The organism is Cytobacillus oceanisediminis (genome assembly GCF_004366035.1).
Taxonomy (GTDB): Bacteria; Bacillota; Bacilli; order Bacillales; family Cytobacillaceae; genus Cytobacillus; species Cytobacillus oceanisediminis_C.
This window is the reverse complement of sequence record NZ_SOEE01000007.1, coordinates 166,541-192,403: the sequence shown is the minus strand read 5'-3', so window position 1 is coordinate 192,403 and position 25,863 is coordinate 166,541. Positions and strand designations below refer to the sequence as shown.

At 41.9% G+C, this 25,863-nt stretch carries 23 protein-coding genes; 9 read left to right on the top strand and 14 right to left on the bottom strand.

The window, feature by feature from the left end; translation table 11 throughout:
- The first annotated feature begins 86 nt into the window (after nucleotides 1-86).
- Nucleotides 87-650, top strand: a complete 564-nt coding sequence (locus DFO72_RS18540) for a DUF2777 domain-containing protein (protein ID WP_113883387.1) — start codon at nucleotides 87-89, stop codon at nucleotides 648-650.
- Between the two features lie 538 nt (nucleotides 651-1,188).
- Here the strand turns inward: DFO72_RS18540 and DFO72_RS18535 are convergent.
- From DFO72_RS18535 to DFO72_RS18515, 5 genes are all read right to left on the bottom strand, one after another.
- Nucleotides 1,189-4,104, bottom strand: coding sequence for an EAL domain-containing protein (locus tag DFO72_RS18535; RefSeq protein ID WP_113883388.1), 2,916 nt, complete (start codon nucleotides 4,102-4,104; stop codon nucleotides 1,189-1,191).
- A 201-nt stretch (nucleotides 4,105-4,305) separates the two neighbouring features.
- Entirely contained in the window at nucleotides 4,306-4,662 is a 357-nt protein-coding gene (locus tag DFO72_RS18530) for a YisL family protein (RefSeq protein WP_113883389.1), read from the bottom strand.
- 195 nt (nucleotides 4,663-4,857) lie between these two features.
- A complete protein-coding gene (locus DFO72_RS18525) occupies nucleotides 4,858-5,766 on the bottom strand; it encodes a fumarylacetoacetate hydrolase family protein (protein ID WP_113883390.1) in 909 nt (302 codons plus the stop codon).
- Between the two features lie 84 nt (nucleotides 5,767-5,850).
- Nucleotides 5,851-7,038, bottom strand: coding sequence for a DUF418 domain-containing protein (locus DFO72_RS18520; protein WP_113883391.1), 1,188 nt, complete (start codon nucleotides 7,036-7,038; stop codon nucleotides 5,851-5,853).
- 205 nt (nucleotides 7,039-7,243) lie between these two features.
- Nucleotides 7,244-8,836, bottom strand: a complete 1,593-nt coding sequence (locus tag DFO72_RS18515; protein WP_113883392.1) for a long-chain-fatty-acid--CoA ligase — start codon at nucleotides 8,834-8,836, stop codon at nucleotides 7,244-7,246.
- Between the two features lie 207 nt (nucleotides 8,837-9,043).
- On the opposite strand from DFO72_RS18515, the gene DFO72_RS18510 reads away from it, so the two are divergent.
- The 6 genes from DFO72_RS18510 to DFO72_RS18485 are packed head-to-tail and all read left to right on the top strand — an operon-like array spanning nucleotide 9,044 to nucleotide 10,978.
- Entirely contained in the window at nucleotides 9,044-9,265 is a 222-nt protein-coding gene (locus tag DFO72_RS18510) for a spore germination protein (RefSeq protein ID WP_009331280.1), read from the top strand.
- A 13-nt stretch (nucleotides 9,266-9,278) separates the two neighbouring features.
- Nucleotides 9,279-9,518 carry a spore germination protein GerPB gene (locus DFO72_RS18505; RefSeq protein ID WP_113883559.1) on the top strand — a complete coding sequence of 80 codons (240 nt, stop codon included), beginning with the start codon at nucleotides 9,279-9,281 and terminating at the stop codon, nucleotides 9,516-9,518.
- Between the two features lie 30 nt (nucleotides 9,519-9,548).
- On the top strand, nucleotides 9,549-10,157 hold the full coding sequence (gene gerPC, locus DFO72_RS18500) for a spore germination protein GerPC (RefSeq protein WP_113883393.1): 609 nt from the start codon (nucleotides 9,549-9,551) through the stop codon (nucleotides 10,155-10,157).
- Nucleotides 10,154-10,330, top strand: coding sequence for a germination protein GerPD (locus DFO72_RS18495; RefSeq protein WP_009331284.1), 177 nt, complete (start codon nucleotides 10,154-10,156; stop codon nucleotides 10,328-10,330). The genes gerPC and DFO72_RS18495 overlap by 4 nt, the downstream gene beginning before the upstream one ends.
- Before the next feature lie 6 nt (nucleotides 10,331-10,336).
- Nucleotides 10,337-10,717, top strand: a complete 381-nt coding sequence (locus tag DFO72_RS18490) for a spore germination protein GerPE (RefSeq protein ID WP_113883394.1) — start codon at nucleotides 10,337-10,339, stop codon at nucleotides 10,715-10,717.
- A 42-nt stretch (nucleotides 10,718-10,759) separates the two neighbouring features.
- Nucleotides 10,760-10,978 (top strand): spore germination protein, encoded by a 219-nt coding sequence (locus DFO72_RS18485; RefSeq protein WP_009331287.1) that lies wholly within the window; start codon nucleotides 10,760-10,762, stop codon nucleotides 10,976-10,978.
- A 35-nt stretch (nucleotides 10,979-11,013) separates the two neighbouring features.
- Here the strand turns inward: DFO72_RS18485 and DFO72_RS18480 are convergent, their stop codons facing one another.
- The 3 genes from DFO72_RS18480 to addB all read right to left on the bottom strand — a co-directional run bounded on the left by DFO72_RS18480 (nucleotide 11,014) and on the right by addB (nucleotide 18,759).
- Nucleotides 11,014-11,325, bottom strand: coding sequence for an HNH endonuclease (locus DFO72_RS18480; RefSeq protein ID WP_113883395.1), 312 nt, complete (start codon nucleotides 11,323-11,325; stop codon nucleotides 11,014-11,016).
- Nucleotides 11,326-11,516: 191 nt separating this feature from the next.
- Nucleotides 11,517-15,275 (bottom strand): helicase-exonuclease AddAB subunit AddA, encoded by a 3,759-nt coding sequence (gene addA / locus DFO72_RS18475; RefSeq protein WP_113883396.1) that lies wholly within the window; start codon nucleotides 15,273-15,275, stop codon nucleotides 11,517-11,519.
- Nucleotides 15,253-18,759 carry a helicase-exonuclease AddAB subunit AddB gene (gene addB, locus DFO72_RS18470; protein ID WP_113883397.1) on the bottom strand — a complete coding sequence of 1,169 codons (3,507 nt, stop codon included), beginning with the start codon at nucleotides 18,757-18,759 and terminating at the stop codon, nucleotides 15,253-15,255. The genes addA and addB overlap by 23 nt, the downstream gene beginning before the upstream one ends.
- A 148-nt stretch (nucleotides 18,760-18,907) precedes the next feature.
- Between addB and DFO72_RS18465 the strand changes: the two genes are divergently transcribed.
- Nucleotides 18,908-20,062, top strand: a complete 1,155-nt coding sequence (locus DFO72_RS18465) for an MFS transporter (protein ID WP_113883398.1) — start codon at nucleotides 18,908-18,910, stop codon at nucleotides 20,060-20,062.
- A 33-nt stretch (nucleotides 20,063-20,095) separates the two neighbouring features.
- On the opposite strand, the gene DFO72_RS18460 is transcribed toward DFO72_RS18465, so the two are convergent.
- From DFO72_RS18460 to fabG, 3 genes are all read right to left on the bottom strand, one after another.
- Entirely contained in the window at nucleotides 20,096-20,635 is a 540-nt protein-coding gene (locus DFO72_RS18460; protein WP_243856202.1) for a GNAT family N-acetyltransferase, read from the bottom strand.
- 81 nt (nucleotides 20,636-20,716) lie between these two features.
- Nucleotides 20,717-21,895, bottom strand: coding sequence for a thiolase family protein (locus DFO72_RS18455; protein WP_113883399.1), 1,179 nt, complete (start codon nucleotides 21,893-21,895; stop codon nucleotides 20,717-20,719).
- Nucleotides 21,896-21,949: 54 nt separating this feature from the next.
- Nucleotides 21,950-22,690, bottom strand: coding sequence for a 3-oxoacyl-ACP reductase FabG (gene fabG, locus DFO72_RS18450; RefSeq protein WP_113883400.1), 741 nt, complete (start codon nucleotides 22,688-22,690; stop codon nucleotides 21,950-21,952).
- Between the two features lie 253 nt (nucleotides 22,691-22,943).
- Between fabG and DFO72_RS18445 the strand changes: the two genes are divergently transcribed.
- On the top strand, nucleotides 22,944-23,270 hold the full coding sequence (locus tag DFO72_RS18445; protein WP_113883401.1) for a hypothetical protein: 327 nt from the start codon (nucleotides 22,944-22,946) through the stop codon (nucleotides 23,268-23,270).
- A 144-nt stretch (nucleotides 23,271-23,414) separates the two neighbouring features.
- Here DFO72_RS18445 and lepB read toward each other — a convergent pair whose 3' ends face one another.
- The 3 genes from lepB to DFO72_RS18430 form a co-directional block, all read right to left on the bottom strand.
- A complete protein-coding gene (gene lepB, locus DFO72_RS18440; RefSeq protein ID WP_113883561.1) occupies nucleotides 23,415-23,969 on the bottom strand; it encodes a signal peptidase I in 555 nt (184 codons plus the stop codon).
- Nucleotides 23,970-23,997: 28 nt separating this feature from the next.
- The gene (locus DFO72_RS18435) at nucleotides 23,998-24,621 is read right to left on the bottom strand and encodes a TVP38/TMEM64 family protein (protein ID WP_113883402.1); all 624 of its coding nucleotides are present in this window, start codon (nucleotides 24,619-24,621) and stop codon (nucleotides 23,998-24,000) included.
- Between the two features lie 131 nt (nucleotides 24,622-24,752).
- The gene (locus tag DFO72_RS18430; protein WP_243856201.1) at nucleotides 24,753-25,682 is read right to left on the bottom strand and encodes an LCP family protein; all 930 of its coding nucleotides are present in this window, start codon (nucleotides 25,680-25,682) and stop codon (nucleotides 24,753-24,755) included.
- Nucleotides 25,683-25,863: the final 181 nt, after the last annotated feature.

Here is a 25,863-nt window from a genome sequence, read left to right as displayed (position 1 = left end):
AAAAAAGTTAATTGTCCACAACAAGCGGTTATAAAAATCGCCAAAACTGTCTAAAAAGAAGTTGAGGAAGTTAATGGAGGTTTTATATGAATAGACAGCAGCGAACAAAGCTTATTGAATATCAATCCCGTGCTTTTACAGAAGGCACTGTAGAGTATATTAATGAACAATGGGTTTTTTTCGACCATGAAACAGATGAAGCATCATTATTGGATGAATTCCTCCATCAGGAAATGGAAGTATTTCATTTTAAACGGTGGAAGAAAGGCATTTTATTCGAGGATGGCAAAGTGACCTTTGATGATGAAATATTCCACTTAAAGAATCAGGACTCGATCCGCATCCGAAAACATCTGGTTTTCTCCCTTGAGAGATTACTGGAGGAAATGAATGATGATGCCTTTTACCAGTTCGTAGCTACTTTAAATTCCATGCAATTTTCAGTTTATGACTGTATTTATTGCTATAATCAGCTGGCATTTTTCAATGATAAAGACAGAAAAAGCGGTGTGAATTTTATCGTTTTTGATAATCAGGATCATATTTGCAATGTGCAGCACCATTTTTGCTATTATGAAAAAATGAGTGACCGGTTTGAATTTACCTTAAACAGCGGAAAAAGGATGGTTATTGAAAAAATTTCTTCATAAAAATAGCGGAAGCTCCTTGACCACGAAGTAATGCAGACTAAGAACGCCACGTCCTGTGGCAACGTCTGCATTACCCCCACCCTGGGGGCATCAAGCACAAGAAGAGCCTCTCAGAAAGGCGTTCTTTCACTTTTTGGGAGGCTTGCCCGAAATGTGGAGGTGGCTACCCAGGGACGACAGGCATAAGACGGTTCCTGTAAGAAGGCGTTCTTCCTTCTAAAAGGAAACGGCTTGTGACCTCGAGGGGATAGGCGCTGGAGCTAGACAATTATCTACGTTCAAAATCTTATCCTTTTTTGTAAAAAAAACAGCAGCCTGCCTTTAATGGCAGTGCTGCTGTTTCTTTTTGCTAACTGTGCATTTGGGCATATTTAGATAAAGTGAAATTTCAATCAATGGGGCGATTTCCCCATTGATTATTAATTGATGCCCATAGGATGTGGCGTACTTAGTCTTTGTTCTTTTTTTGGGCTTTTACGGCCAGTTTGACACGCACTTATCCTTTTTTGATTCCTCCGAGAACTGAAGGTGGAGGCTCTTACTGCCCGTTAAACTGTGATAACCCTTCCTCAAACTCACTGGTCATAAGCGGCTTATGAATATAGAAGCCTTGTGCATAATGGCATTTTAATTCCTTTAACAGCTCAATCTGCTCCTTTGTTTCCACACCTTCTGCCACGACTTTAACGGCAAGCCCGTGTCCCATGGTGATGATGGCTTTTACAATGGCAACATCGGATGTGTTTAATCGCAGATTATTAATAAACGACCGATCGATCTTTAATGTGTTGATTGGAAGGTCCTTTAAATAACTTAGGGAAGAATAACCTGTGCCAAAATCATCAATTGATACTTTGACTCCTATTTCCTGCAGCGACTGCATGACTTGTATACTGTACTCAACATTTCTCAGCATCGTGCTCTCCGTCAGCTCCAATGTTAAATATTTCGGCTCCATACCGGAAAGTTCCAATGCCATCTTCACTTCTTTAAGAAATCCTGGCTGCTGGAATTGATAGGCGGATACATTCACAGAGATGGAAAGTGATTTGTAGCCAAGCATTTGCCACCGTTTATTCTGCTTACAAGCCGACCTCAATACCCAGCCGCCGATATCCTTAATGAGACCTGTCTCTTCTGCAAGAGGAATAAAATCACCGGGTGAAACAAGGCCAAGTTTTGGATGATTCCAGCGTATCAGGGCTTCGCTTCCGTATAAATTGCCTGTTTCGAGATCAATTAATGGCTGATAGCATAGATAAAATTCATTTTTCTGCAAAGCTTTTCTTAAGTAGCTTTCAAGCTCAAGTCTGACCATTGCCTGCTGATTCATTTCCATCGAGAAAAAGGTAACCCTGTTTCCTCCTTGCTGCTTGGAACGATTCGTAGCAATATCCGCATTTTTCAGCAGCAAATGCTCATCGGACCCATCATCTGGATGCAGGCTCGCACCAATGCTGGCAGTGACAATGAACTCCTGATTCGACTGAGATATAGGATGGGATATTTCCTCTAATATCTTTTTGGAGACATTCATTACCTTCTCGATAGTTGCTTCCCTTGATAATACCAAAGTAAACTTATCACCGCTGAATCTTCCCAAATAAGAACCCGACGGCAAAACCCTTTCTATTCTTTCGGAAATTTCCTTTAACACCATATCCCCAGCAAAGTGCCCCAGACTGTCATTTATGATTTTAAAGCGGTCGATATCAATAGAGAGAACGGCAATTTTCTTCTGTTTTTTTCTGGCTCTCTTTAATTCCATTTCCAATTGTTCTGTAAACTTCATTCTATTTGGCAGCCCGGTATCCCGGTCAAAAAAAGCCAGTTCTGTTATCTTCTCTTGAATCTTTTTCTGTTCTGTAATATTTCTGCCAATTCCATAAATACCTACACATTCCCCATTAACAGTAATTGGAATATTTTTCAGCTGAAAAAGATTAGTTTCGCCAGATTTTGTATTGATATAAACGTTATAATATTGCTCTTTCCCTCTTAACGCCCGGTAAAAATGCATTCTGACCCTTTGCACATCCGCATCACGCACATATGAAAGGGCAGTTTTTCCGATTATTTCATCCCGTCTGAACCCAAAAGTTTTCTCGAATGCAGGGTTAATACTTGTGAAATTCCCCTTCAAATCGGTTGAGTAAACAAAATCTGCATTATTATCAAACAGTGATTTATAATATTGTTCAGACATTTTCAAACTGCTGTTTAATGCATTAATATCATCCTGAGAAGCATGCATTAAATGAGTCAATGAAGTAATCGTTTTAAATTGGGCCGTCTTTTCATAAGAATATAATTTTGGCCGATTCTTTTTTGATTCAGCAATATTTTCTGATAGAGCAAGATATGTAAGAGAATGTCCGACCATCTGCGGAACTCCGCCTTTTCGGAAAGAAAATTCCCCGTAAGAAAAGAACCCGCTCGCCGGGGCAATCCCCTGGAACATTTCCAGTTCTTTTTCCGTAAAATCTCTAGCAAACTGTTTTCGGGCCATACAATTGTATATAAATATGCTTTCAGGAGCTAGCTTGTCAAGCTCTTCTAATTCCTGTAAAGACCGTTCAATGATGTCTTCCAGATTTGCATAAGCAAACGTGAGTGTGTCTCCTTCTTCAACCTTCCTGTTTACTTTAATAGCACCATTTCCGAGTGGTTTTATAATAAAAACAGAAACTTTTTCCCCGCGGTACTTTAACAGGAAAGGGAATTCAGTACCTGATTCCGGCAAATCCTTAATAAAAGCCTCACCCAAATAATGCTTTAGAATATTTAAGGGCTTCTTATGATCTAAGGAATAGATGATAGATCCTTCGGCCTTTGTAACAGTAAAGCTTTTTCCAATCTCCTGCCACTGATAATTTGCAAACGAACGGACTGAAAGATGGCCGCTTTGAAGGGCAACTGCTGCAAGCCCATCGCTGGTGATTCCATCCTGAGAAAAAGCAAAGCCCTCCTGAAATAAACCATTATCTCCCGCAAGGCCCCCTGAGATTACTACATCCGGATGGATTTCATTAATCCCCTCCAGCAAGGCAGTGGAATCTACATCATATCCAGCAGGGAAAATAATTACAGCCTCTGTATTGAAGATAGCAAGTTCCCGTGCTAAGGTCTTGCCCATTTCATAACTATTCTTAAAATCAGTCCTATTGAACAGGAAAGATTTTAATTCTGTTTTTTCAAAGACAGTAAAGCAGATCACTGTTTGTTTTTCCGTAATCCGGCCTTCATAAATTTCACCAGAAGTCGAACAGCCTGCTATTTGTGCAAATGGAAGCTTGTCTGCCAGTTCTTTTTGAAGCTTCACGATATTTAGACTTTCAGGGTTTCCTGTAAAAACCTGCACTAGTAAATTAGGATATTCATCTAATTCGTTTAAGTCTATAAATCTATTCAGCTGGCTAGTATTCTTATATAAACATGAAATCGTCTTTGCCATAAAAACCCACCATCACAGTAAGATCATTAGAATAATGCCAGTTACCCGCTAAAGGAACGCCCTTTATACAGCTGAAACTCCCATTTCTAATTTTTATTATAAAGTTAGTTATATTTTTAAATTACCATATTTAATGAAGTCATGATATGACAAAATTAGAAAAAGCTGCCTTTTTGGCAGCTTCTCAAAAAATATCCTTATTTACGTCATAAATGTTAATGGCAATTTAACAAAGCCTAAATATAAAACCAGAATTAAAGCAACAACAAACTGTCCCCATAAAACAGATGTCTTTTTCCCTTTAACAGTGCGGATAATAATCATTTCAAACATAGCTATTACCCAAATGCCTACCAGGGACTTCAGCACATAAAGAAGGTCGATGCTGTTAAGGCTGCTTAAAATCCAAACCCCAGTTCCAATAATCAGCAAATAGAACAGTCTCAAGATCATGTGAACGACTTTTAAACCTTTTTGCTTGCCGCTTTTATGCATCATAAGCGCAATAATAAATAAAACTAGTGCCAAAAACCAAGTTGTTATATGGGCATGTATCATTCCAGTGCCTCCTATTGTAAAATTCGATACCATCATACCATATTGGCATAGAAAAACCTAAAATTATGGTGCTGCAAAGATCATTTAAGGACAACTTTGTGAACTATTTAAGGCAATATGTGATATTTCTCATTGACACTCTTAAGATATAAATTAATACGTAATGGCCTGTGATTTTGTACACAGGCCACCTTTTTATTTTTCTATAAAATTTGTTAGAGTTCCTATTTTTTCAATTGTAATTTCCACTTTATCTCCCGGGTGAAGAAAGCGTGGAGGCTTAAAGCCTTTGCCTACACCTGCAGGAGTTCCAGTAGCAATAATATCTCCTGGTTCAAGGGTCATGCCTTTTGACAGGACCGAGATGATTTCTTCGATTGGAAAGATAAAGTTTTCAGTATTTGAACTTTGTCTCAATTCTCCGTTTACCTTTGTTTGAATATCAAGCTGATTCGGGTTTTCAACAGCAGTTGAATGGACGATCCAAGGACCCATCGGGCATGTGGCATCCAGGCTTTTACCGATAAAAAATTGCTTATGGCGTGCCTGCAGATCCCTTGCTGTCACATCATTAATAATCGTATAGCCAAAGATGTGTTCGAATGCTTCTTCTTTTGGGATAGCCCGTCCTTTTTTTCCGATTACAACGGCAAGCTCTCCTTCATAATCCAGCTCTGCTGTAACATTATGATGATTTAATACCGTTTCATTATGGCCAATTACCGTTGTTGGAGATTTTGTAAAGACCATTATGTGCTCAGGAATGTCTTCTTTGCTTCCCATCTCAATTGCATGCTCGGCATAATTCTTGCCTACACAAAAGATATTCTTATCGGGACGGGGAATCGGGGCTTCCAATGCGACAGAAGCGAGCGGCCGAAAGAGTTCTTCCCTGCCAGGATTGCTGCTTAGCCAGTCTTTTAAACTATGTACCTTCTCAATGAACTTATCTCCTAAGGCAATACATTCCTTCAAAGTCGCTGGCAAATCACTTTTGCCTTCCATTTTTTCTAAAGCTGCATTTAGCGGAACAACCTTTGTGCCGGTGTCGTCCAATAAACCTGCCACACTTCCGCTGCTATCCTTAAAAGTAACAAACTTCATTCCCATCACCTCATTTTATTATTCACTTTTTTAGTATAATATAAATTTTCAAATTTTTGGACTATTTATAAATGAATCCAAATATTAACCCTTTCTCTTCCAATTAGGGATTTTGAAATAGGTGAAGCTCCTCCAGAGCCATTCAACCGGTCCATAATAATAGCGGGCAGTCCAGAAGCGGCTGATTATAACCTGAAAAGCGAAAATGAAAATAACCAGAAGAGTCCCCCAAAAAGCAGATACCTTTCCATAGAAACCTAATCCATAACTATAAAATATAAAAGTCGAGATAATGGACTGGAAAAGATAATTTGAGAGCGAAAGTTTCCCAACATATGAGAGCGGCAGCAGGAATCCAGGTCCCTGGCCATTTTTTATCATTACTGCTATTCCTAAACCATAAGCAATAGCAAGCAGCGGACCTCCAAATATATCCTGCACGTAATCCAGTCCCAGATTGCTTTCCAACAAGTAAGGCAGCAATTTGAACAATACCCCTGCAGCCAAAGAGACCAGCATAATTTTCGTGAAGAATGCCCTGTTTTTTTCCGGTTCTTCCAGCCATTTCAGCTTGGCAGCTCCTCCCCCTATTAAAAATAAAGGAAAGATAGAGGCAATCATGATAGGCAGTGAAGCAAGATTATTAACTCCTGACCAGTCCTCTGCCCGCTGTGCGGTAACCTCAGTAAAGCTTCCATTTTGATAGGCCTGTAAAGAAGCTAATGCAGCTGCAGGATCATAGATTGATAGCTCATCAGCAGGAACAAACAGAACTGTAGCAAATAACAAAAGGGCAAATATCAGATTGGGAATGATGTAAAGCAATATTCCGGTTAAAAGCATATTTCTTCCGGACATTTTTACAAACAGTAAAAACATAAAGCCAAAGATTGCATAATTAATTAGAATATCCCCATGCCATATGAGAAAAGCGTGAATGATGCCTATCAGCAGCAGAAGGGAAAATCTCCTTGCAGCCATTCCTCCAAATCCAAGGCCTTTCGCCAGTGCACTCTCCCTAAGAATGACTAATCCATAACCGAACAGCATGGAAAACAATGGGTAAAAGCTGGCCTGCACAAAGATATCAATAAAGGCATAGGCGGCTTTATCTGCCGGACTGTCCCACCATTCTAAAGGATCAATATATAGATATGGCGAATGGAAAGAAAGCATATTAACTAGAAAAATCCCGAGGATGGCAAATCCCCTCATAATATCAAGCGAAATGATCCGATCCTTCTCCAGGACCGGACTGACTTGCCTGTCCATAAAACGCCTCCTTCTTTTTGAAAGAAAATCTAACCTTAATGATAGAGAGCAGGTTTCTAATTGTCCAGAAAAGAAATGCGGAAGCGCATTGCTCACGAAGGAACGCTGACTAAGGGGGCAGGCTGCTTATGCTAGACAGATATCAGCATTCCAACTTTCTTTTTGTAAAAAAGGACCCAGCAAATGCTGAAGTCCCGGCTTTCAGTTAATTAACAAAACGGCCTGTTTTCCCTTTCAACTCCCAGTAATCATTCCGAAGATGGATTTTTTGAATTTTCCCCGAAGCTGTTTTCGGCAACTCTTCTACAAAAGTCACTCCTGTTACAGCTTTAAAGTGGGCAAGTTTCTGCCTGGTAAAACTGATAATTTCCTCTTCAGTCAGTGTTTTCCCATTTCGCAGAACGACGAACGCGTGTGGCGTTTCCCCCCACTTTTCATGAGGTACAGCTATAACGGCTGCTTCCAGTATGGCAGGATGCTCGTATAAAGCCCCTTCAATTTCGATTGATGATATGTTTTCACCGCCGCTGATTATGATATCCTTTTTACGGTCTACGATATCGATATTGCCGTATTCATCTACATTCGCCATATCACCGGTATGAAGCCATCCGCCTCGAATAGCTTCCATTGTTGCCTCTTCATTTTTCCAATAGCCCTTCATCACTCCGTTGCTGCGGACAACGACTTCACCGATTTCCATGCCATTATGGACTACTTCTTCCCCCTGTTCATTAATTACCCTGACTTCACAGCCTATCATCTGGTGGCCTGCCTTTGCTTTCATCCGATACTGCTGAGCAAGGGGCAGTTCTTTAAGATGAGACCGAATCGTCGAAACAGTGCTTAATGGAGATGATTCAGTCATTCCATATACCTGTATGAACTCCCACCCAAGCTCCTTTTCTACTCTTGTTACAAAAGCTGGCGGCGGGGCGGAGCCAGCTATAACAACTCTGACATCTTGTTCAACAGCCGGAACAAATTGTTCATAATGCTGCATCAGCGAATTCAGGACTGTAGGAGCCATATGCATGACGGATACTTTATGTTTTTGCAGTTCATCAAAAATCTTTTCCGGAGTCGCTTTTCTTATACACACCTGAGAAGCGCCATTTGCCGTGTAATAAAAAGGAGAGCCCCATCCATTCACATGGAACATCGGAAGGACATGAAGCAATACATCCTGATCGCTTACCCTCAAATGATGCATAGTTGACAATGCATGCAGGTAATTGTTGCGATGGGTCAGCATGACACCTTTTGGATTGCCTGTTGTACCGCTGGTATATAGAAGGCTGCACACATCATTTTCATCGAGGACTTCCCTCTGATATGGACTGCTGTCCTGGCTGCTGAGCCATGAATCATAATCGGTTTCTATTGTTTTTTCCTCTTTATAATGAACGATGATCTTTTCAACCGTCTTAAGCTGATCCTTCACAGGAAGTATAAGATGGTAAAGGTCCTGGTCGACAAATAGAATTTTGGATTCACTGTGGTTTAATATAAACAGATAATCTTCCGGCTTAAGCCGTATATTTAAAGGGACCATGATTCCACCCAGCTGAAAAATACCATAAAACCCCTCCAGCATTTCGACGGAATTTGGTGCAAGATAAGCTACCCTGTCCCCTTTTTCAATCCCTGAAGCTTTTAATCCATGGGAGAGCTGATTAACTCTCGTGTTCAATTCCTCATATGTAAAAACTCGATCATCTGCAAAAATGGCTTTTTTAGAACCGTAAAGAGACACAGCACGATCTAAAAACTGCGTTACTATTAATGGAACATTCATCTTATGGCCACCTCACTGAAAATTTAGTTAATTCTATATTTTTTATATTATCATAAAAATTATGACAGTTTCACCTGTATTTTGTCTGTTATATAACATTTGCAGACATTCTTATTAAAGTGTAATTCAGATATTTGGGCTAATTAATCACAATCAGCTATTAGGCACATACGATATACAAGAAATCATTTTAAAGGGTGTTTATGTATGCCAGCTATTGTCGGAGTCGCACAGGTCATATCAATCGGAAGCAGTTCTGTCTTCAATATTGGGGATGTTTATAAAATCATGCCTGTTTCTAACGCTAAGACCTTTTCAGGCGCTGGATCGTTTAACACTGGGGATGGCCTGAATGTTTACAATCACCGGAGCACAACAAACACTTATGATTGTGATGGCGTGGATCAGGGCAATTATTTCAATGCTTAAAACGGGTGATCATATGAATTTTTATATACAGCAATCCATTCATATTAATTTAATAAAGATCGGCGGGATTACAAACTCTTCCGTCATGCAGATTGGAAGTGCAGGCATTATAAAGCCGGCCTCTTATTTATATAACACTGGCGGCTTTACTGAGCCTGCACCTGAAGCGGAATTGCCAACGCCGGCGGGGCCAGCAGGGGGGAGTGTTTTCCTGGGGCCATCTGTACCCCTGACCAGGGAGCAGAAACGATAAGTTCATTTTTAATAAAGCGAGGTGGTGCGCTTGAACCAGCAATTAAATACCTATCTTCAGCAATTGCATGCTTTTGTGGAGGCACAGGAAAAACGAATACGCAGCCTGGAAGCAGCGGTCAGAAAACTTCAGGAAGAGAATGAAGTTCTGAAAAGCCGTCCTCCGATGCAGGTTGATCGGATTGAATATAAATTCGACCAGCTTAAGGTTGAGTCTCTTGAAGGCACTTTAAATATTGGCTTAAATCCTTCTGAGCTGCAAAATATTGAAGATTTTGCCGTAGATAACAAAAACATCAATGCACCTATTTCGCCTAAGAACCAAATGAAGAGAACGATGGAAATTGAAGATGCCATCTATCAATATTTAGAACGGGAACTTCCTGAAATTACTTCTTCTGTTCAGAAGAAGTTAAATGTCAGTGTGGATGATTCCTATATTGCGTTTATCAAAGAAGATATCAAAAAGCAGCTGCCTAACAGGATTGATTTCTATATTAAACAGCAGGCTTCAAATCGATCCGGGCAGGAAAATGATAACGCAGAGATTATTGAGCTTATAAAAAAGGAAATTCACAATGGAGTCCATGCCTTTATCTCGCATTTGCCAGAGAATATGAAAGGGATGAATAACGAATGAATTATCAGGTATATAACAGAGATTTGTGTGTTGGCAGCATAAGAGTGCTGGGGGTATCCAGCTCATCTGTTTTAATGGTGGGAGATACGCAAACGATCCAACTGGCTGCCACTTTTGATACACCCCCTGAATCGCTTCTGATAGGGCCATTTGTGCCTCTGACACCGGAGTAAACTGCTATGCTGCAAAGAACTTCATCCGTTGACAGAATTAATATTGACACCCTCTCCTTTTCTTCTGTATTTGAAATTGGGGACTCCTGTTTTATTAAAGGATTCTCCAGAGCAATTGCCGGTCAGCGTGAAGTGGAGTATTATAACGCGAAGGAAGGGAATTTTAATATCTATCCCGTTTTCAGGGAACCCATTCCTTTAATTCCTATTGAAGAAGATATAACTATACAGACTGCACAGCTCAATCCGATCATTAGGGTTCAGAATATTGATATTATCGGGGTTTCCTCCTCATCTGTCATTCATATCGGCAACAGTGGAAATATTTCAATGGAAGCCCGAATCAAGCATATCCGGCAGGTTTATCCCAAAAACAGCAATTCGTAATCAGAGCTTAAGGATGAAAATTTTTTATAAAGGATGTTTTACATGCCAGCTATAATCGGACCGGTACAAATCATTAACGTCGGCGGGGGAATTGTACAATTTGGAGACTCCCTTTATATTTCTCCAAAAAGCAATTCCAAATCAACGACCGGACAGGGTGCCGCAAATACGGGCGGCTTAGTCATTACAAACAATGGCCTGAGTGCCAGCAATGTACTGGATACCAGTCTGGTTGATCAGCCAAATGTCGGCAATAACTAATTTATTATCAAAAATTCAGGACGATAGCTCATTTGTTATCGTCCTTTTGATTTCCTGTCATTGGACTTTTTGGCTTTCGTTAACTTTGTTGAAGGCTGCTTTTTGATCCATTTCAAATATTTTCGGATTTTATCATCCTGCTGCAATAACTCTATTGAATTTAGTCTTACAGCTAGCTCTGCATTCGTATATAAAGCATGAATCTGCTTATGACAGGGTATACATAATTTCGCGGTCGGCAGGAAGGTGCCTCCTATTTCTTTCGGGGTTAAATGATGGACTGTTATATTAGTATCCTCCCGCAGGCATAATTCGCAGGTTCCCGCCTCTGTTTGCTTTTTTCCCATTGCAAGCCTCCTTTATATTTAAATTGCCCTTTATATTGGAGCGGCAGTAAATCGTATATTCTCCTTTTTGCGTGCGGCGATGTTCCGTCTGCGCGCGGGATCCCTCTGTTTATGCGCGGCTTTTCAGCTAGTGCACGCAATACCTTCCTGCTAATACACAAAAAACCGGCAAGTTCCCTTGCCGGCTTTCCCTATAACTTAAGTGTATGAGCCCCATCAAAGAAGAATAGGTATCTTTCATTAACTTCTCTCTTTAATATTTGTTCCAGTGCTCTGGTGTACATATCAATTTGAACTTTGTACCTGTTCTCGAGAACGGGTTTGGCTTCTGCAAAGCCTCCCTTAAACCGGCCGCTGATTCCATCTGTTTTATAATCCAGAAGCACCAGGCCATGCTCATCTTCAAATACACAGTCCACGATCCCCTGGATGAGAACCGGTTCATCTTCTCCCTGCCAATCTGTATAGATTTCCCGGGCTGGGAAAGATAAACTGAATGGAATTTCTCTTCGTACCGATTTAGCCTGAACGATTCTTTGTCCCAGTTCAGTTTCGAAAAACTGTACAATCAGCTGCGGCTCAATGCTGGCATGCTGCTCTTCTGTCAGCAATTCGTTTTGAACCATCTCAGCCATTTTGGAAGATATCGTTTCAACAGTTGAAGGCCTGCTGAAATCTATATGCTGCATGACAGCATGCATAGCAGTACCCCGTTCAGCTGGAGAAAGAGATTTTTCCTGCATGAATCGAGGCCTGCCTAGCAGGGGTTTATTGATTTTATGGATTAATTCAGTACCGCTGTCTTCTTCAGAAAAAATCTCCCGCTGCCGCTTCACTTCCGAAACGGATTGTTTAGAACGGTGCTGTGCAGCTTGCTTAAAGGAATATTTCCAGAAAAGCTGTTCCTCTACTTTATCCTTATATACCGATTCAGTTGGAACAGGTTTTCCTTCATAAACCAATTGAAGCAAATCCATTTCGCCCTCATTGGCTTCTTCTATAAGAACAGCAGCTTCTTCGCTTTTGATTATGGTTATATTCCAGCAGGAAGGGTGTTCAAGTATTTCAGCAGGAACGAGAGGATGAACCGGCCCTCCCCCCTTCAATGCCTCACAATCTCTATGTCTGACAAGTGATGGACCAATCCAGTCCAGGTAACTGTTTGCAGAAGCCCTGTCATATTCATTCAGGAGCCACTCTTTATGCTCCGAAGCCTGCAGCCACTGATTTAATTTTTTATCTGCACTCTTGACGGACGAAACCAGAAAAAGCTTTTCCTTCGCCCTTGTTAAAGCAACATACAGGACCCGCATTTCTTCAGCAAGCATTTCCATTTTCTTTTTTCGTTTAAAGGCAATCTGCGGCAATGAGGGATAAGAAATTCTCTTCTCGGCATTTACATATTTTGCAGCAAATCCATATTCCTTATCGAGCATGTATGGCTTTTTCAGATCCATCGTATTAAAATTGCGGGCAAGCCCTGCAATGAAAACGAAAGGAAATTCCAGCCCTTTGCTGCTGTGGATCGTCATAAGGCGGACAACATCTTCCTGCTCACCCAAAGCACGGGCAGCGCCAAGATCATCGCCTCTGTCCCGCATTCGTTCAATAAACCTTAAGAAGCGGAATAATCCTCTGAATGATGTTGCTTCATACTGTCTTGCTCTGTCGTACAATGCTCGAAGGTTTGCCTGCCTCTGTTTTCCTCCCGGCATGCCGCCGACGAAATCATAAAATCTGGTTTCCCTATACAGATGCCAAATCAGTTCGGAAAGAGATCCCTGGCGCGCCATTACACGCCAATCTTTAAGCTGATCGAAAAATGGCCGCACTTTCTCGTATAATTCTTCTGTTTCCAGGGTTGGGTCATTCCGGCAAAAAGAAGTCAATGCTTCATAGAAAGATCCTCTTTTATTATGGATTCTGATTTGTGCAAGCTCTTCTTCCGTCAACCCCAAAATAGGAGATCTTAGAACCGATGCCAGCGGAATATCCTGATACGGATTATCAATCACTTTTAGAAGTGACATCATAATCGCTACTTCCGTTGCTTCAAAATAGCCGCTGGAGAGATTGGCATAAACAGGGATTCCCTGCTGTTTGAACTCCTCCATTATTTGCGGAGCCCATGTCATGGAACGAAGCAGGATGACAATATCCCTATACTTGGGAGGCCGCCCAGATTGGGTCTTTGTGTTGTAAACTTCTTTCCGATTCCCAATGATTTCTTTTACTTTCGACGCCATAAATCTGGCTTCGAGCTGTGACTGGGCTAACTCTTCGCCGTCAAAACCCTCATCCACTGATTCAGGCTCAGGTTCATTTTTTTCATTTCCTTCAAGATCAATAATGGCTATTTCCACAGGGTGCTCCTGACTCTCTGAATAAGGAGCTCCTTTAACAAGCTCTGCTGCCTGATCATACTCAATTTCACCGACAGATGTCCCCATAATTTGCTTAAAAATATAGTTGGTCCCGTGGAGGACTTCTTTACGGCTTCTGAAATTTCGCGCCAGATCAATTCTAAGCCCTGCCTCTTCTCCGTCCCGGCCAAACCGGGTGTACTTACCCAAAAACAGATTAGGCTCTGCAAGGCGGAAACGGTAGATCGACTGCTTTACATCGCCTACCATGAAAAGATTCCCATTTTCTTCTGAATCTGCCGTTACCAGCTGCAAAATAGCTTCCTGGACCATGTTTGTATCCTGATACTCATCAACCAAGACTTCTTTGAACTGATTTCTGCAGGCAAGAGCTGCTTCTGATGGCAGAAGCCTGCCCTCTTCATCTGATGATGAAAGAATTTCAAGGCAATAATGCTCAAGATCGGCAAAGTCAACAAGCCCTTTTTCAGTTTTAACCTGGTCAAAGCGAATTGAGAATTCTTTAACTAACGAAACAAGCGATTCTATATGGGGCTTCATTTCCGCCATGTCACGCATGAAGCTTTCCTGTTTGCGGAAAAACAGTTCTTCCTGCAGGCCGGTTATGATTTTCTTTGCCTGGTCCCTAAGTTTCTTTGCCTTTTCAACCAGCCCTTCATCATAATCATCGCCCTTACACGTTTTGGCTCTGCCAAAAGACCATGATTGCATCGCTTCGTATAACATCGGCCACGAATCATTTTTCGCTTCGATTAGAGTATTGACAACATGCAGATCTGCAACAAAGTTTTCTGCTCTCGGAGCAGGTCCTCCCGGAAGCTTGGTCAGCTCCAGCCCATATTCCAGCAGCTGCTTGGCACCTTTCAGCTGAAGATCTATATCCGCCAAAAGGAAACGGACAAATGGAAGCTGTTCAAGACTGTCAACACCGTCCACGTTATACATCTCAACAATTGAATCAAGATATTGATCAGGTGAAGGGTTGGAGCGGGCAAAATCGTATAAGTCCCTTATTATATCTTGAAGGGCAGTGTCACTTCTGTCATTTGTAAAAGTATCAACAAGTGCAAAGAATGCTTCGTTTCCCTCTTTACCGTATTCCTCTTCAAAAAGTTCTTCTAGTACTTCATCCCTTAAGAGCTGTGCTTCTGTTTCATCAGCGATTCGAAATCCGGGATCAATCTCGGTCATGTAGTAATATTTACGGATCATCTCTAAGCAAAATGAATGTAAAGTCGAGATGGATGCCCTGTTTAATAAGCTTACCTGCTTTCTGAGGTGAGCAGACTTCGGATCGGCATTAATCGCTTTTTCAAGAGCCTCGCCGATTCTGTGCCTCATTTCGGCTGCTGAGGCATTTGTGAAGGTCACAACAAGCAGTTCATCGACATTAATAGGATCTTCATCAGCGATAATCTTATTGATGATCCTTTCAACCAAAACAGCCGTTTTCCCTGATCCGGCTGCAGCAGCCACCAGGATATCCTGACCCTTGGCCATAATTGCTTTCCATTGGTCATCTGTCCAGGTTGCATCTTCCGGCTTAGGCGGTATGGCCATTTTCATCGCCCTCCACCTCCTTCTTGATGATTTCAATCATGTCCTCTTTTGGCTTAGGCACAAATAACCTGTAATCATTGGTTTCGAGCGATTCGTCAAATTGGCATACAGATTTATAGGCACAAAATGTACATGGTGTTTTTTCCTTCATTTTATATGGGGCAATTTTAACATCGCCCTCTGTTATCATATTGCCAGTATTCCTATACATCTTTCTTACATAACGGCGCAAATAATCAAACTCCTGCTTGCTTGCCACTTTAGATCGCTTCGAAAGTGTCCCGTCCTTTTTAAATCCGGCTGAGACTATGGATGAATCACCTGTCTCAATTGTCTGGTCCATTAACCTGATGACATTTTCATCTCCCAGAAGCAGACCATTCATTTTAAATTTCTTATAAAGTTCCTGCTCGATATCCTCTAATGTCAGCATTTTTGAAGTGCTGACGATTGGATTATGGACATGGAAATAAAGGACTCCTGCAGGATCGGCTTCAGTCCCGATCAAAGAATTGGAATGGGCAATAATGATGTCCAGATACGTGAGCATCTGGAGAGCAATGCCATAATAAACCTCACTGACATTCAAATCCTTGGAGCTTGATTTATAGTCAATTACCCGTAAAAATGTCCCGTTTGTATCCTGAGCCTTGTCCACTCTGTCAATTCTTCCGACAAGCTCCATTTTAGTCCCATTTTTAAGAGGAAAAACAAGCGAAGGAAGTTCCCCTTTTGGACCAAACCCCAATTCAAGGCCCACTGGCGAGAATCCGCTTGATTTGGCATGCTCACTGATAACATAGGAGGCCCTGCTGATGATTTGCTCAAGCTTTCTCTTAATATAGTGATGCCTGTTCGAGCTTAAAAGAATTTCATTTTGCAATTTAGGAGCGAGCATTTCAATTGCTTCTTTTGCCAGGATCTCACACTGTTCCCTTGTCATATCTGTCCATGATAGCTTCTGAGTCATAACTGTTTCTGCGATAAATTTTAACGCGGCGTGGAATAAATCCCCGATATCCGGCGCTTCCAAGCGGTATACCTGTCTTTCCCGAAGCCTTAGTCCATGCTGTGCAAAATGGGAAAATGGACAGCTATGGAATAATTCCATCCTGGAAACACTCGCCTGGATATGATCGCCATACAATTCTTTACTGATGTCTTCGCCAAGCTGAAGTGTACGGTTTTCATAATTCAGGCTGGAAAGAACCTTTAGTGCCGGCCTTCTCCACTGCTCATTGTTAAGATAGCAGTTATAAACATCCCACCACAGGTCATAGAGTGGATAACTGCGTTTTTTCAGCTGAAGCTGCGAAGTCAAATACGAAAGTGCTGTATTCAGATTATCCGCATATTCCAGCTGCTCCGTTTCCGGCAGCTCTGCCGGATCCGACATGAAGGAATGCTGCCTGCAATCGGGGAATAAATCTCCCAATCTCTTAATATAAGGAGAAGGCATAAGTGCTTTACCTTCTTCATTTGCCAGCGGATAACTGATAAAAAGTTTTTCTGATGGAGTGACAAACGCTTTATAGGCTATAAATTCTTCATCAAGAAGTCGAGTACGGCTTCCTGGTGCCAGTTTCATTCCGTTTGTGTTCAGAATTTCTCTGTCGTCATCCGCCAGCACACCATCCTCTGAGAATTTGGCAGGTATTATTCCTTCATTCAGACCAATGACAAAGGCAGCTTTAATATCAGTTAGCCTTGACCTTTCCAAATCGGCCGCCATGACCTGATCGATGGCAGGCGGAACAAGCGAAAATCGCAGTGACTCCAGACCGGCATCCAGAACGGAAGCAAAGCGCTTTAGCGTCACTTCTTCCTCACCAAGCATTTCTACATACTGATCGAGAAGCTCCATAATGGCATTCCATGCTTGTCCATGCTCCCTTGATTTAACAAGGTTCCCTTTTTCCTCTTCAGCTGATTTCCACTTTTCAATTTTCACAGGCACATCTAATTCTTCCAGGTATAAAAATAATGCTTCACAATATCCGCGGCCATCAGCAGCTTTTTTCAAGCGTCTGTGCAGCCTTAATATTGGACCTGTAATCATTTCGCGCAAATCGCTTAACTCATCTTCTATTTTCTTCTCGGCATCTGTCTGGGCAACCGCTTCAAACTCCAGTCCCCTGATTCTCCTGTATATCCATCTTTTTTTCTTCGTCCATTTGTCCCCTTGAATGCCATAGGCAAGAACATAGTTCTCAAGTCTGTCCATTTGCTCACGAAGCTTGCCGGGGTTTAACTTGGACGGAAATATGAGCTCCGTTTTTACTGCTCTGAAAATCGGTTCATAGCGCCAATTCCCATTGATGATTTCAAGAGTTGACCTAATTAACTCCACGAGTGGATGATTCAGCATAGTTCTTTTTTGGTCAATAAAAAATGGGATTTCATAGTCATGGAACACGGTTTCAATCATGTCATGATAATCCTGTCCGTTTCTCGCAAGTACTGCAATATCACGATAGCGATAGCCATCTGTGCGAACAAGCTTATTTATTTTTCTGGCAACGCCCTCAATCTCAGCCCTCCTATTGACAGCCTGTCCGATGTGAATGTCTGCTTCCCCTGGAAATGCCTCAGCAGGCCTGCTGTCAAAATACGCCTCAAGATGCCTAAGAGAAGGGCTGCTCCACCTTTTTTGCTCAGTAAGGATCATTTCTTCAATACCCAGTCTGTTGCGGGAAGCCATTTCTTTGATTGTCTGATAGTTTTCTCCCGCCATCCTGAATAAATGAAGTTCTTCAGTAGCACTATGTTTAAACGGCTGGTCAAGTGTCAGTGTAATAGTGACGTTTTTACACTGCTTCATCAGCTGTTCAACAATCGAATATTCCTGTGGTGTAAAGCTGTAAAAGCCATCTATATAAACCTCGGCATTTTTTAGATACTCTGAATGGGAGGCTTTTTCACCAAGAAGGCGGAAGTAGTCTTCTGAATCTGTATATTTGCCGGCAAGAGATTCTTCAAAATTTTTATAGATTAACTCAAGATCATGAAGCTTGTCCTGGAGGGCCTTATTCGATTTCCCTTTTCCTGACAGCTGCTGCTGCCTTTCAGCCAGTTCATCGGGGGCTACACAATAACGTTTGAATTCAGTCATCATTTGTTCAACTTGCTGAATAAAACCATTTTTATCTGCAGCCCTCTGAAAAAGCTTCAGCTCATCCTTTTTATCTTCGATGATCTTTCGGATAAGCATGCTGATGCCAACACTGTTAAGATGATATCTGCTCATTCCTCCTGTTTCCTGAAGAATTCTCCAGGCAAGGCGCGTGAAGGAATATACCTGGCTGCGTATCATTCCGCCAAGGCCGGGCGTGGTAATTAATTTATATTCTGAAAGGAACGTCATTTGTTCCGGAACTAAATAAATGATTGGATCTCCATCCGGATTAAGCCGCAGTTCATCACGGATTTCATTTAGGCAGTATTCCGTTTTACCGCTTCCGGACCGGCCTATCAATAAACGTACGGTCATATTTTTCCTCCTTAAAAAAAGCTCTCTCTCTGTCATTATTTTATCATATAAGCTGTTCAATTTTTTGAATGGGGTTTTTCAAAATTGTGGAAATGACAACGTTCCTATACGGTGTTTCGTGCATAAAGTATATCGGCAGGTGATAAGGATGATTTCAAAACCGGTCCTGATGGCAACTTCAGTCATTTTGACAGTTACAGGAATTTTTGTGGCCAGCAACATTTATACACTAATTCCTATTTACGGGGATATTGCTGATACATTTAAAGTAAATGAAAATTATATTGTTGGCGGGGGAAGCATGTTTGCATTTTTTTATGCAGCCGGCCTGCTGTTCTTTGGTCCTGCTTCCGATACATTTGGCAGACGCAGAATTATTATTACTGGTTTGTTTGCCTCTGCTTTGTCCACTTGTGCCGTCGGGCTCTCTCCTAATGTAGAGGCTCTCTATATTACCAGGTCGATTCAGGGGCTGACTCTTGGGAGCTTTGCTCCTGTTGCCTTCGCTTATTCCTTTGATCTTTTTAGGCCGAGGAGCCGCACCCTGCTGCTTGTTTTTATTAATACAGGATTCCTTGTCGCCGGCATTCTTGGACAGCTGATCAGTTCGACAATTACTATTTATTTTAAATGGAACTATGCCTTTTATTTCTTTGCTTTTTGTTATTTCATCCTCTTCCTTGTCTCGTACAAAATACTCCCAGGCACCTCGCATTCATTCAAGTCAGAGGTTTCCGTCATTTCTATAATGAAAAAATTATTAAAGAAAGGAAACCTGCTCAAATGCTATGCTATCACCTTTACTCTGCTGTTTTCCTTCGCAGCTTTTTATGATGCAATAGCCAGGAATTTTCATGGAACCTTGGAGGAATTATTCACATTAAGAGCAGCGGGTTTAATTGGGGCACTGCTGTCTCTCTTTACTGGAAAGCTAATTGAGCGGATTGGTGCCTATTCGACATTAAAGCTTGGTTTACTTTTAGGGATTTTCAGCATCATTAATATGTTTTTCTTCAGCAGCACTATTGCCTTGATGGCAATTTCCATATTGTTTGTGGCTTCCATATCCATTCTTGTTCCCACTGTTATTACACTGATTGGCATGATTGCAGGGGCTGACCGCGCAAAAGCGCTTTCTCTCTATTCTTTTTTTCTATTGACCGGAGCAAGCTTTGCCCCGCCGGCCGTCATGATTCTTGAATATCATTATGTACTGTATCTGCTTCTTGCCTTTTTCCTGACGAATATCATTCTTAGCTATTTCTTGTCAAAAGAAATTATTTTTGTCAGTCAGCCAGAATAAATCCTGTAAAGCGCGGAATTATTCCGCGCTCTTTCACTCTTTCCACTCCTTTCTCAGGAGCCCGTATAGAAACATATCATGCCGTTTTCCATCGCGCTCAAGAAACTCTCTATAGCAGCCTTCTCTCTGGAATCCAAGACTTTCATAAAGAGTTTTTGCTCTAGTATTATAGGAAAATACAGTAAGCTGAAGCCTATACAGATTCAGCTCCATAAAAGCATAGCGAATAAGGCATTGCATGGCTTCCTTTCCATACCCTTTTCCCCATTCGGCTTCTTCTGCAATGGCAATGGTAATCCAGCCTGTTCTGTGTGGCCATAAAATGCCGTTTAGCTCCGCATAGCCTATCAGTTTATTTGCTTCTTTTAACCTGAGCGAAAATCTGAAGGTGTCTTGCGGACATTCATCAAGCCATTTCTTAATTTCCATTTCCTGTTTGGGTTTTACCGGCAGAGCATCCAGGTTTCGCATGATTTTTTCGTCTGCACGCCACTGGATTATCTTTTTAATATCATCCTCAATAAACCACCCCAGAAGTATCCTCTTTCCAGACAATATCGTACTGTTTATCACTTTCTTCACCCCCGGAAAAATCAATTCTGCAGAAGATGGGCTCCGCTTATTGGATAAATAAAGAGCTCCCGAAGGAACTCTTTATTCGTACGTTTCCACAAATACTGCTGCCCCCATCCCGCCTCCGACACATAGAGACGCTATTCCTTTATGGCCGCCTCTTCTCTTTAATTCATGAACGAGACTCACAACAAGGCGCGCACCGGTACATCCAATAGGGTGTCCCAGGCTGATTCCGCTTCCATTTACATTTACTTTGTCCCGGTTTAAGCCTAACTCTTTCTCAACCGCCAAATATTGCGCTGCAAAAGCCTCATTTATCTCAATCAAGTCTGCATCATCAAGCGACCAGCTGACATTGGCAAGACCTTTTTTGACTGCCGGCACAGGCCCTATTCCCATTACTTTTGGATTTACCCCTGCCACGGAGAAGCCAGCAATCTTTGCCAAAGGCTTCAGTCCCTTATCCAGAGCCAGATCTTCCGGCATCAGGACAAGTGCTGCTCCGCCGTCATTCAGGCTTGATGCATTTCCTGCTGTAACAGAGCCATCCTTTCTAAAGACAGACTTCAAGCTGCGCAGCTTTTCGGCTGTTAAATCTGCCCGTGGGTTTTCATCTTTTGTAACGGTTACTTCCCCTCTCCTGCTTTTCACAGTAATTGGAACGATCTGCGAATCAAAGTAACCGTTTTCAATTGCATGCAAGGCTCTCTTGTGGCTAAGCAAGGCCGCTTCATCTTGTTCTTCTCTTGTAATGGCATGAATTTCTGCCAGGTTTTCTGCCGTCTCCCCCATCATAATATGATGGATTGGATCTTCGAGAATTTCCCATACGGTATCGGTTACCTGCCCATGCTGCATGCGGGCGCCCCAGCGATGCTGCTTTAATACATAAGGGCTGGAACTCATGGCTTCCACTCCTCCAGCAATCACGATATCTGACATCCCTGACTGAATCTGCAGCGCTGCAGACATAATTGCCTGCATGCCGGATGCACACTGCCTCTGGACTGTGAACCCTGTTGTTGTATCATCAAAGCCTGCAAGCAAAGCTGCTGTTCTTGCTGTATTCGGTTCATCTGTACGCTGAATGCAGTGTCCTAAAATCACTTCATCCACCTCATTGCTCTGCAGGCCGCTTCTCTCGGCAGCTTCTTTTAATACAGGCACAATCAAATCCGTCGGCAGGAGGTCCTTAAACGCTCCGCCGAACGTGCCAACCGGTGTTCTGACTGCTGATGTTATTACAACATTTCTCATCTTTTCCACCTCATTAATCTTCTGATTATCGAGCACGCGCTCGAATTCAGGTCATTACATCATGATGCCGCCATCTACATGAAGGACCGTGCCATTCACATAATCCGATTCATCGGAAGCCAGAAACAGGTATGCATTCGCAATATCTTCTGGTTTTCCAAGTCTCCCCAGCGGAACCATGCCCTGCATTTGGCCCATAACCTTTTCCGGTACTTTTGCTGTCATACCGGTTGAGATGAATCCTGGGGCAACGGCATTTACGTTGATTCCTTTTCTGCCGAGTTCTTTTGCCCATGTTTTGGTCATTCCCACTACACCCGCTTTGGCTGCCGCATAGTTTGTCTGTCCGACATTCCCATAGACTCCCGAAACAGAGGACGTATTGATTATTTTTCCGCTTCCGTGTTCCAGCATGAATGGAAGCACTGCTTGTGTACAATGGAAGACACCTGCCAGATTCACGTCCATAACCGCCTGAAAATCATCTGCAGCAAGCTTTGCCAGCATCCCGTCCCTTGTAATTCCTGCATTATTGATCAGGATGTCAATTTTTCCAAATGTTTCTTTTACAGCTTCCGTCATACTGTCTATGCTTTGCCTGTCTGCGACATTAACCTGAAAAAACTCAACCTGAAGACCTTTTTCCTTCAGCTCTTGAGCCCTGGTAATTCCCATGTCTGCATCATAATCAGCCATGGCTACCAACGCTCCTTCACCTGCAAACTTTTCGGCAGCAGCCAGACCAATTCCATTCGCCGCACCTGTAATAATGGCGACTTTATCCTTCAGCCTCATCAATTGCACCTCCGTGATATATTTAAATATTCCGACATCAGATACTGAAACTGATCCTTTGACGTTTACTCAGGCTATTATTCGACAAAGCCTGCAGCTTCTCCTGTGTCCCCTGCAATATATTCTCATGGTTAAAAAACTATCCCAGTCTTCCTAGGGAACTGATGGTAATTTTTTGAATCGGTTTAGCCGCTGCAAAAAAAGGCTAAGAAATATAAAACAAAAGTCAGCAAAGTTGAAAGGAGCATTTATCATGAAAATTGTTTATGGCTTGATGGCTCAAAACGGAGATGCCCAGGAGCTGTTATGGGATTTGGGATTTTGGGAAAGTGAAGAAACCGCAAAGGAATATTTAAATGCCGAAATGGCAAATACACGCGGGATTACCGTAGAGCCCATTACAATTAATGACGCTATCCCAATTTCCCCAGAAGAAATGGAAGAAGAAAAAATGGTTGCCTGCTCCCTTTGTGGAATTGAATACAATCGTGAAGATGTCAATATGACTGACTATGATGAAGACGTATGTGTAAACTGCGAACCTGAATATAGGAATAATCCTAATTTGCATGTTATCTGAAATGTCTTGCCTGCAATTAGAAAAGCGCAAGCGCCTTGCCCACCCCTAACACCTCGAGGGGGAGGCGCTGGAGAGCTGGACAGGAAAATAAAAGGGACTCGATAATTAGTATTATCGAGTCCCTTTTTCACAAGATAAGTTTGTTTAGAATGACGCATCCATTTCATCAAGCGGCCAATAGCGCAGGTTTACTTTTCCTACAACCTGGCCGGCTGAAATAAATCCAAAATGCCTGCTGTCCCAGCTTCCGAGGCGATTATCCCCCATAACAAATAGTTTTCCCTCTGGAACCGTTTCGGTGCCCGTCATCTCCAGGAGTGTAAAATCACCTGTCAGTTTGCCTCCTAATGTTTCTTTCCGGTATTTCTCCAAGTAAGGCTCATCCACTTTTTTGCCATTTATAAATAATTCATCATTGCGGTATTCGATTTCATCTCCTGGCATCCCTATAATTCTTTTTACAAAATCCTCTTGATCATTATGATGAAAAACAATTACGTCAAAGCGCTCTAAGTCACTGACCTGATAACCGATTTTATTCACAATCAGCTTATTTCCATCCTGAAGGGTGGGCATCATGGATTCACCTTCCACAACATAATTGGAGAAGAAAAAAGTCCGTATAAAAGCAAAGATAATGATGCCAATTGCAAAAGCCTTAAGCCATTCCGCTCCTTCTTTTCTCAATCCTTCCTTCACAGTTTCATCTCCCCCAATACTTATGCATTCATTGCTTTTTATTCCCGCGATCATTTTCTACGCTCATATTCATCTTTATTTCAATGATTTTGCCGACATACCAAAGAATGAAAATGACCAATGCAACAATGGCTGTCCGAATTGGCTGTGTTATTAATGATTTGATATCATATCCGACAAAGCTTATTGTAAAAATCATCACTATTTTGCCGCTCAGGACTGCCAGCATATATTGAGCCATGCTAATATTCGAAAGCCCCGCGACAATATTTACGACTGCCGAAGGAGTAAACGGAAAACAGAGCAGGATGAACAATGGCCCAAACCCATGCTTTTCCACCCATTTCATAAGCCTCTGTACCTGCTTATGCTTCTTCAAAAAACGGAGTATTCGTTTCTGGCCATATTTCCTGACGAGCAGGAAAACGAGCAGCGCTCCTGCGACCGCGCCGAGCCAGGAGTATAAGAAACCCAGCCAAAGACCAAATGCACTCGCATTTGCCATAACAAACAAAACCAGGGGCAGAAAAGGCAAAAATGCTTCTAGCATTGGAAGCAGTATACCGGGAAGCGGCCCAAATGAACGATATTCCCGAATTAAATCCATTATATGATCCAATGTAAACCAATCTTTGAACAGTTCAAAATCCATTTAGTATCTCCTTGTCCAATATGCAGCAAAATCCTATTAGTTCGATTATCATGAAAGGGAAGTTTCCCCTAGTTTTACCACTTCCCCTTTTATTGTACACCTAATCCGCCAAAAACTGTGTTTCTAACTTTTTATTTCGAAAGAAACTCATGGATTGCTGATTTGTTCGCCTCTTTATCTATGCCTAATACAGCAGCACCATTAATTCTCTGGTTTTCAAATGTTCCATCAACAGGAACACGAAGAGTCTCTACATTTCTGTTATCCTTAGATAAGAAATCTTTCCCAATATACAGGATATCGCCGGTATTCATATTGGTATTTACAAAAGGAGTCACCACCCCGATGAGTTTTGGAAGCTTTGTAATGGTCTGAAGGCTTGTAAACTGGCTTGCTACTTCTTTCATTACCTTCTGCTGGCGTTCTACTCTTCCAAAATCGCCTACGGCATCCTGCCTAAACCTGACATACCCAAGGAGATGCTCACCATCAAGACGCTGCAGACCCGGCTCCAGAGTAACACCGATATTGGCAGACATTCTTTTTTCCACATCAATTTCTACCCCTCTTGGAAAAGCTTCATCAATTAAATGGACAAAGCCTTCAAAGTCAACAATTGAGTAATATTTTATATCTATATCAAAGTTTTCCTTGAGCGTCTGCCTTAATAATTCAGGACCACCATAAGCAAGAGCGGAATTTATTCTGTTTTGCCCATGTCCCGGTATGTCCACGTACATATCTCTCATAAAAGAAATAAGTTTATATGTTCCCTTTTCAGGATGATACTGGGCAACCATGATGGTATCTGCCCTGGATTTCTCTTTTCCCCTTGCGTCACTTCCAAGGATCAGGATATTTGTTCCTCCATATTTATCTTTTTCACCGTTAAATTCAAACTCTTCTGTCTGTATATTTGCCTCTCCCTCTGTCTGGGAAACACCTTGCTTGAACTGAAAATACGAATAGCCAAGGGTTCCTGCAATTAAGAGAAACAGAATCAGGAGGACGGACTTCCATTTTCTTTTCTTTTTCTTCTTTTCATGTCTATCTGATCTCATAAGAATAAGTCCTTTCTTTGCAGTAAAATTATAATTCTGCCGCGGGTATGAAAATACCTTCACCTATATTCGACTGCGGTTTCCATAAAAAAGTTTCGATATCACTGCTGGTATATCCTGTATACCCTTATACTTTGCAGATGAATTGGTTTCGTTGCAATTTATTTTAAATAGTTTCTGT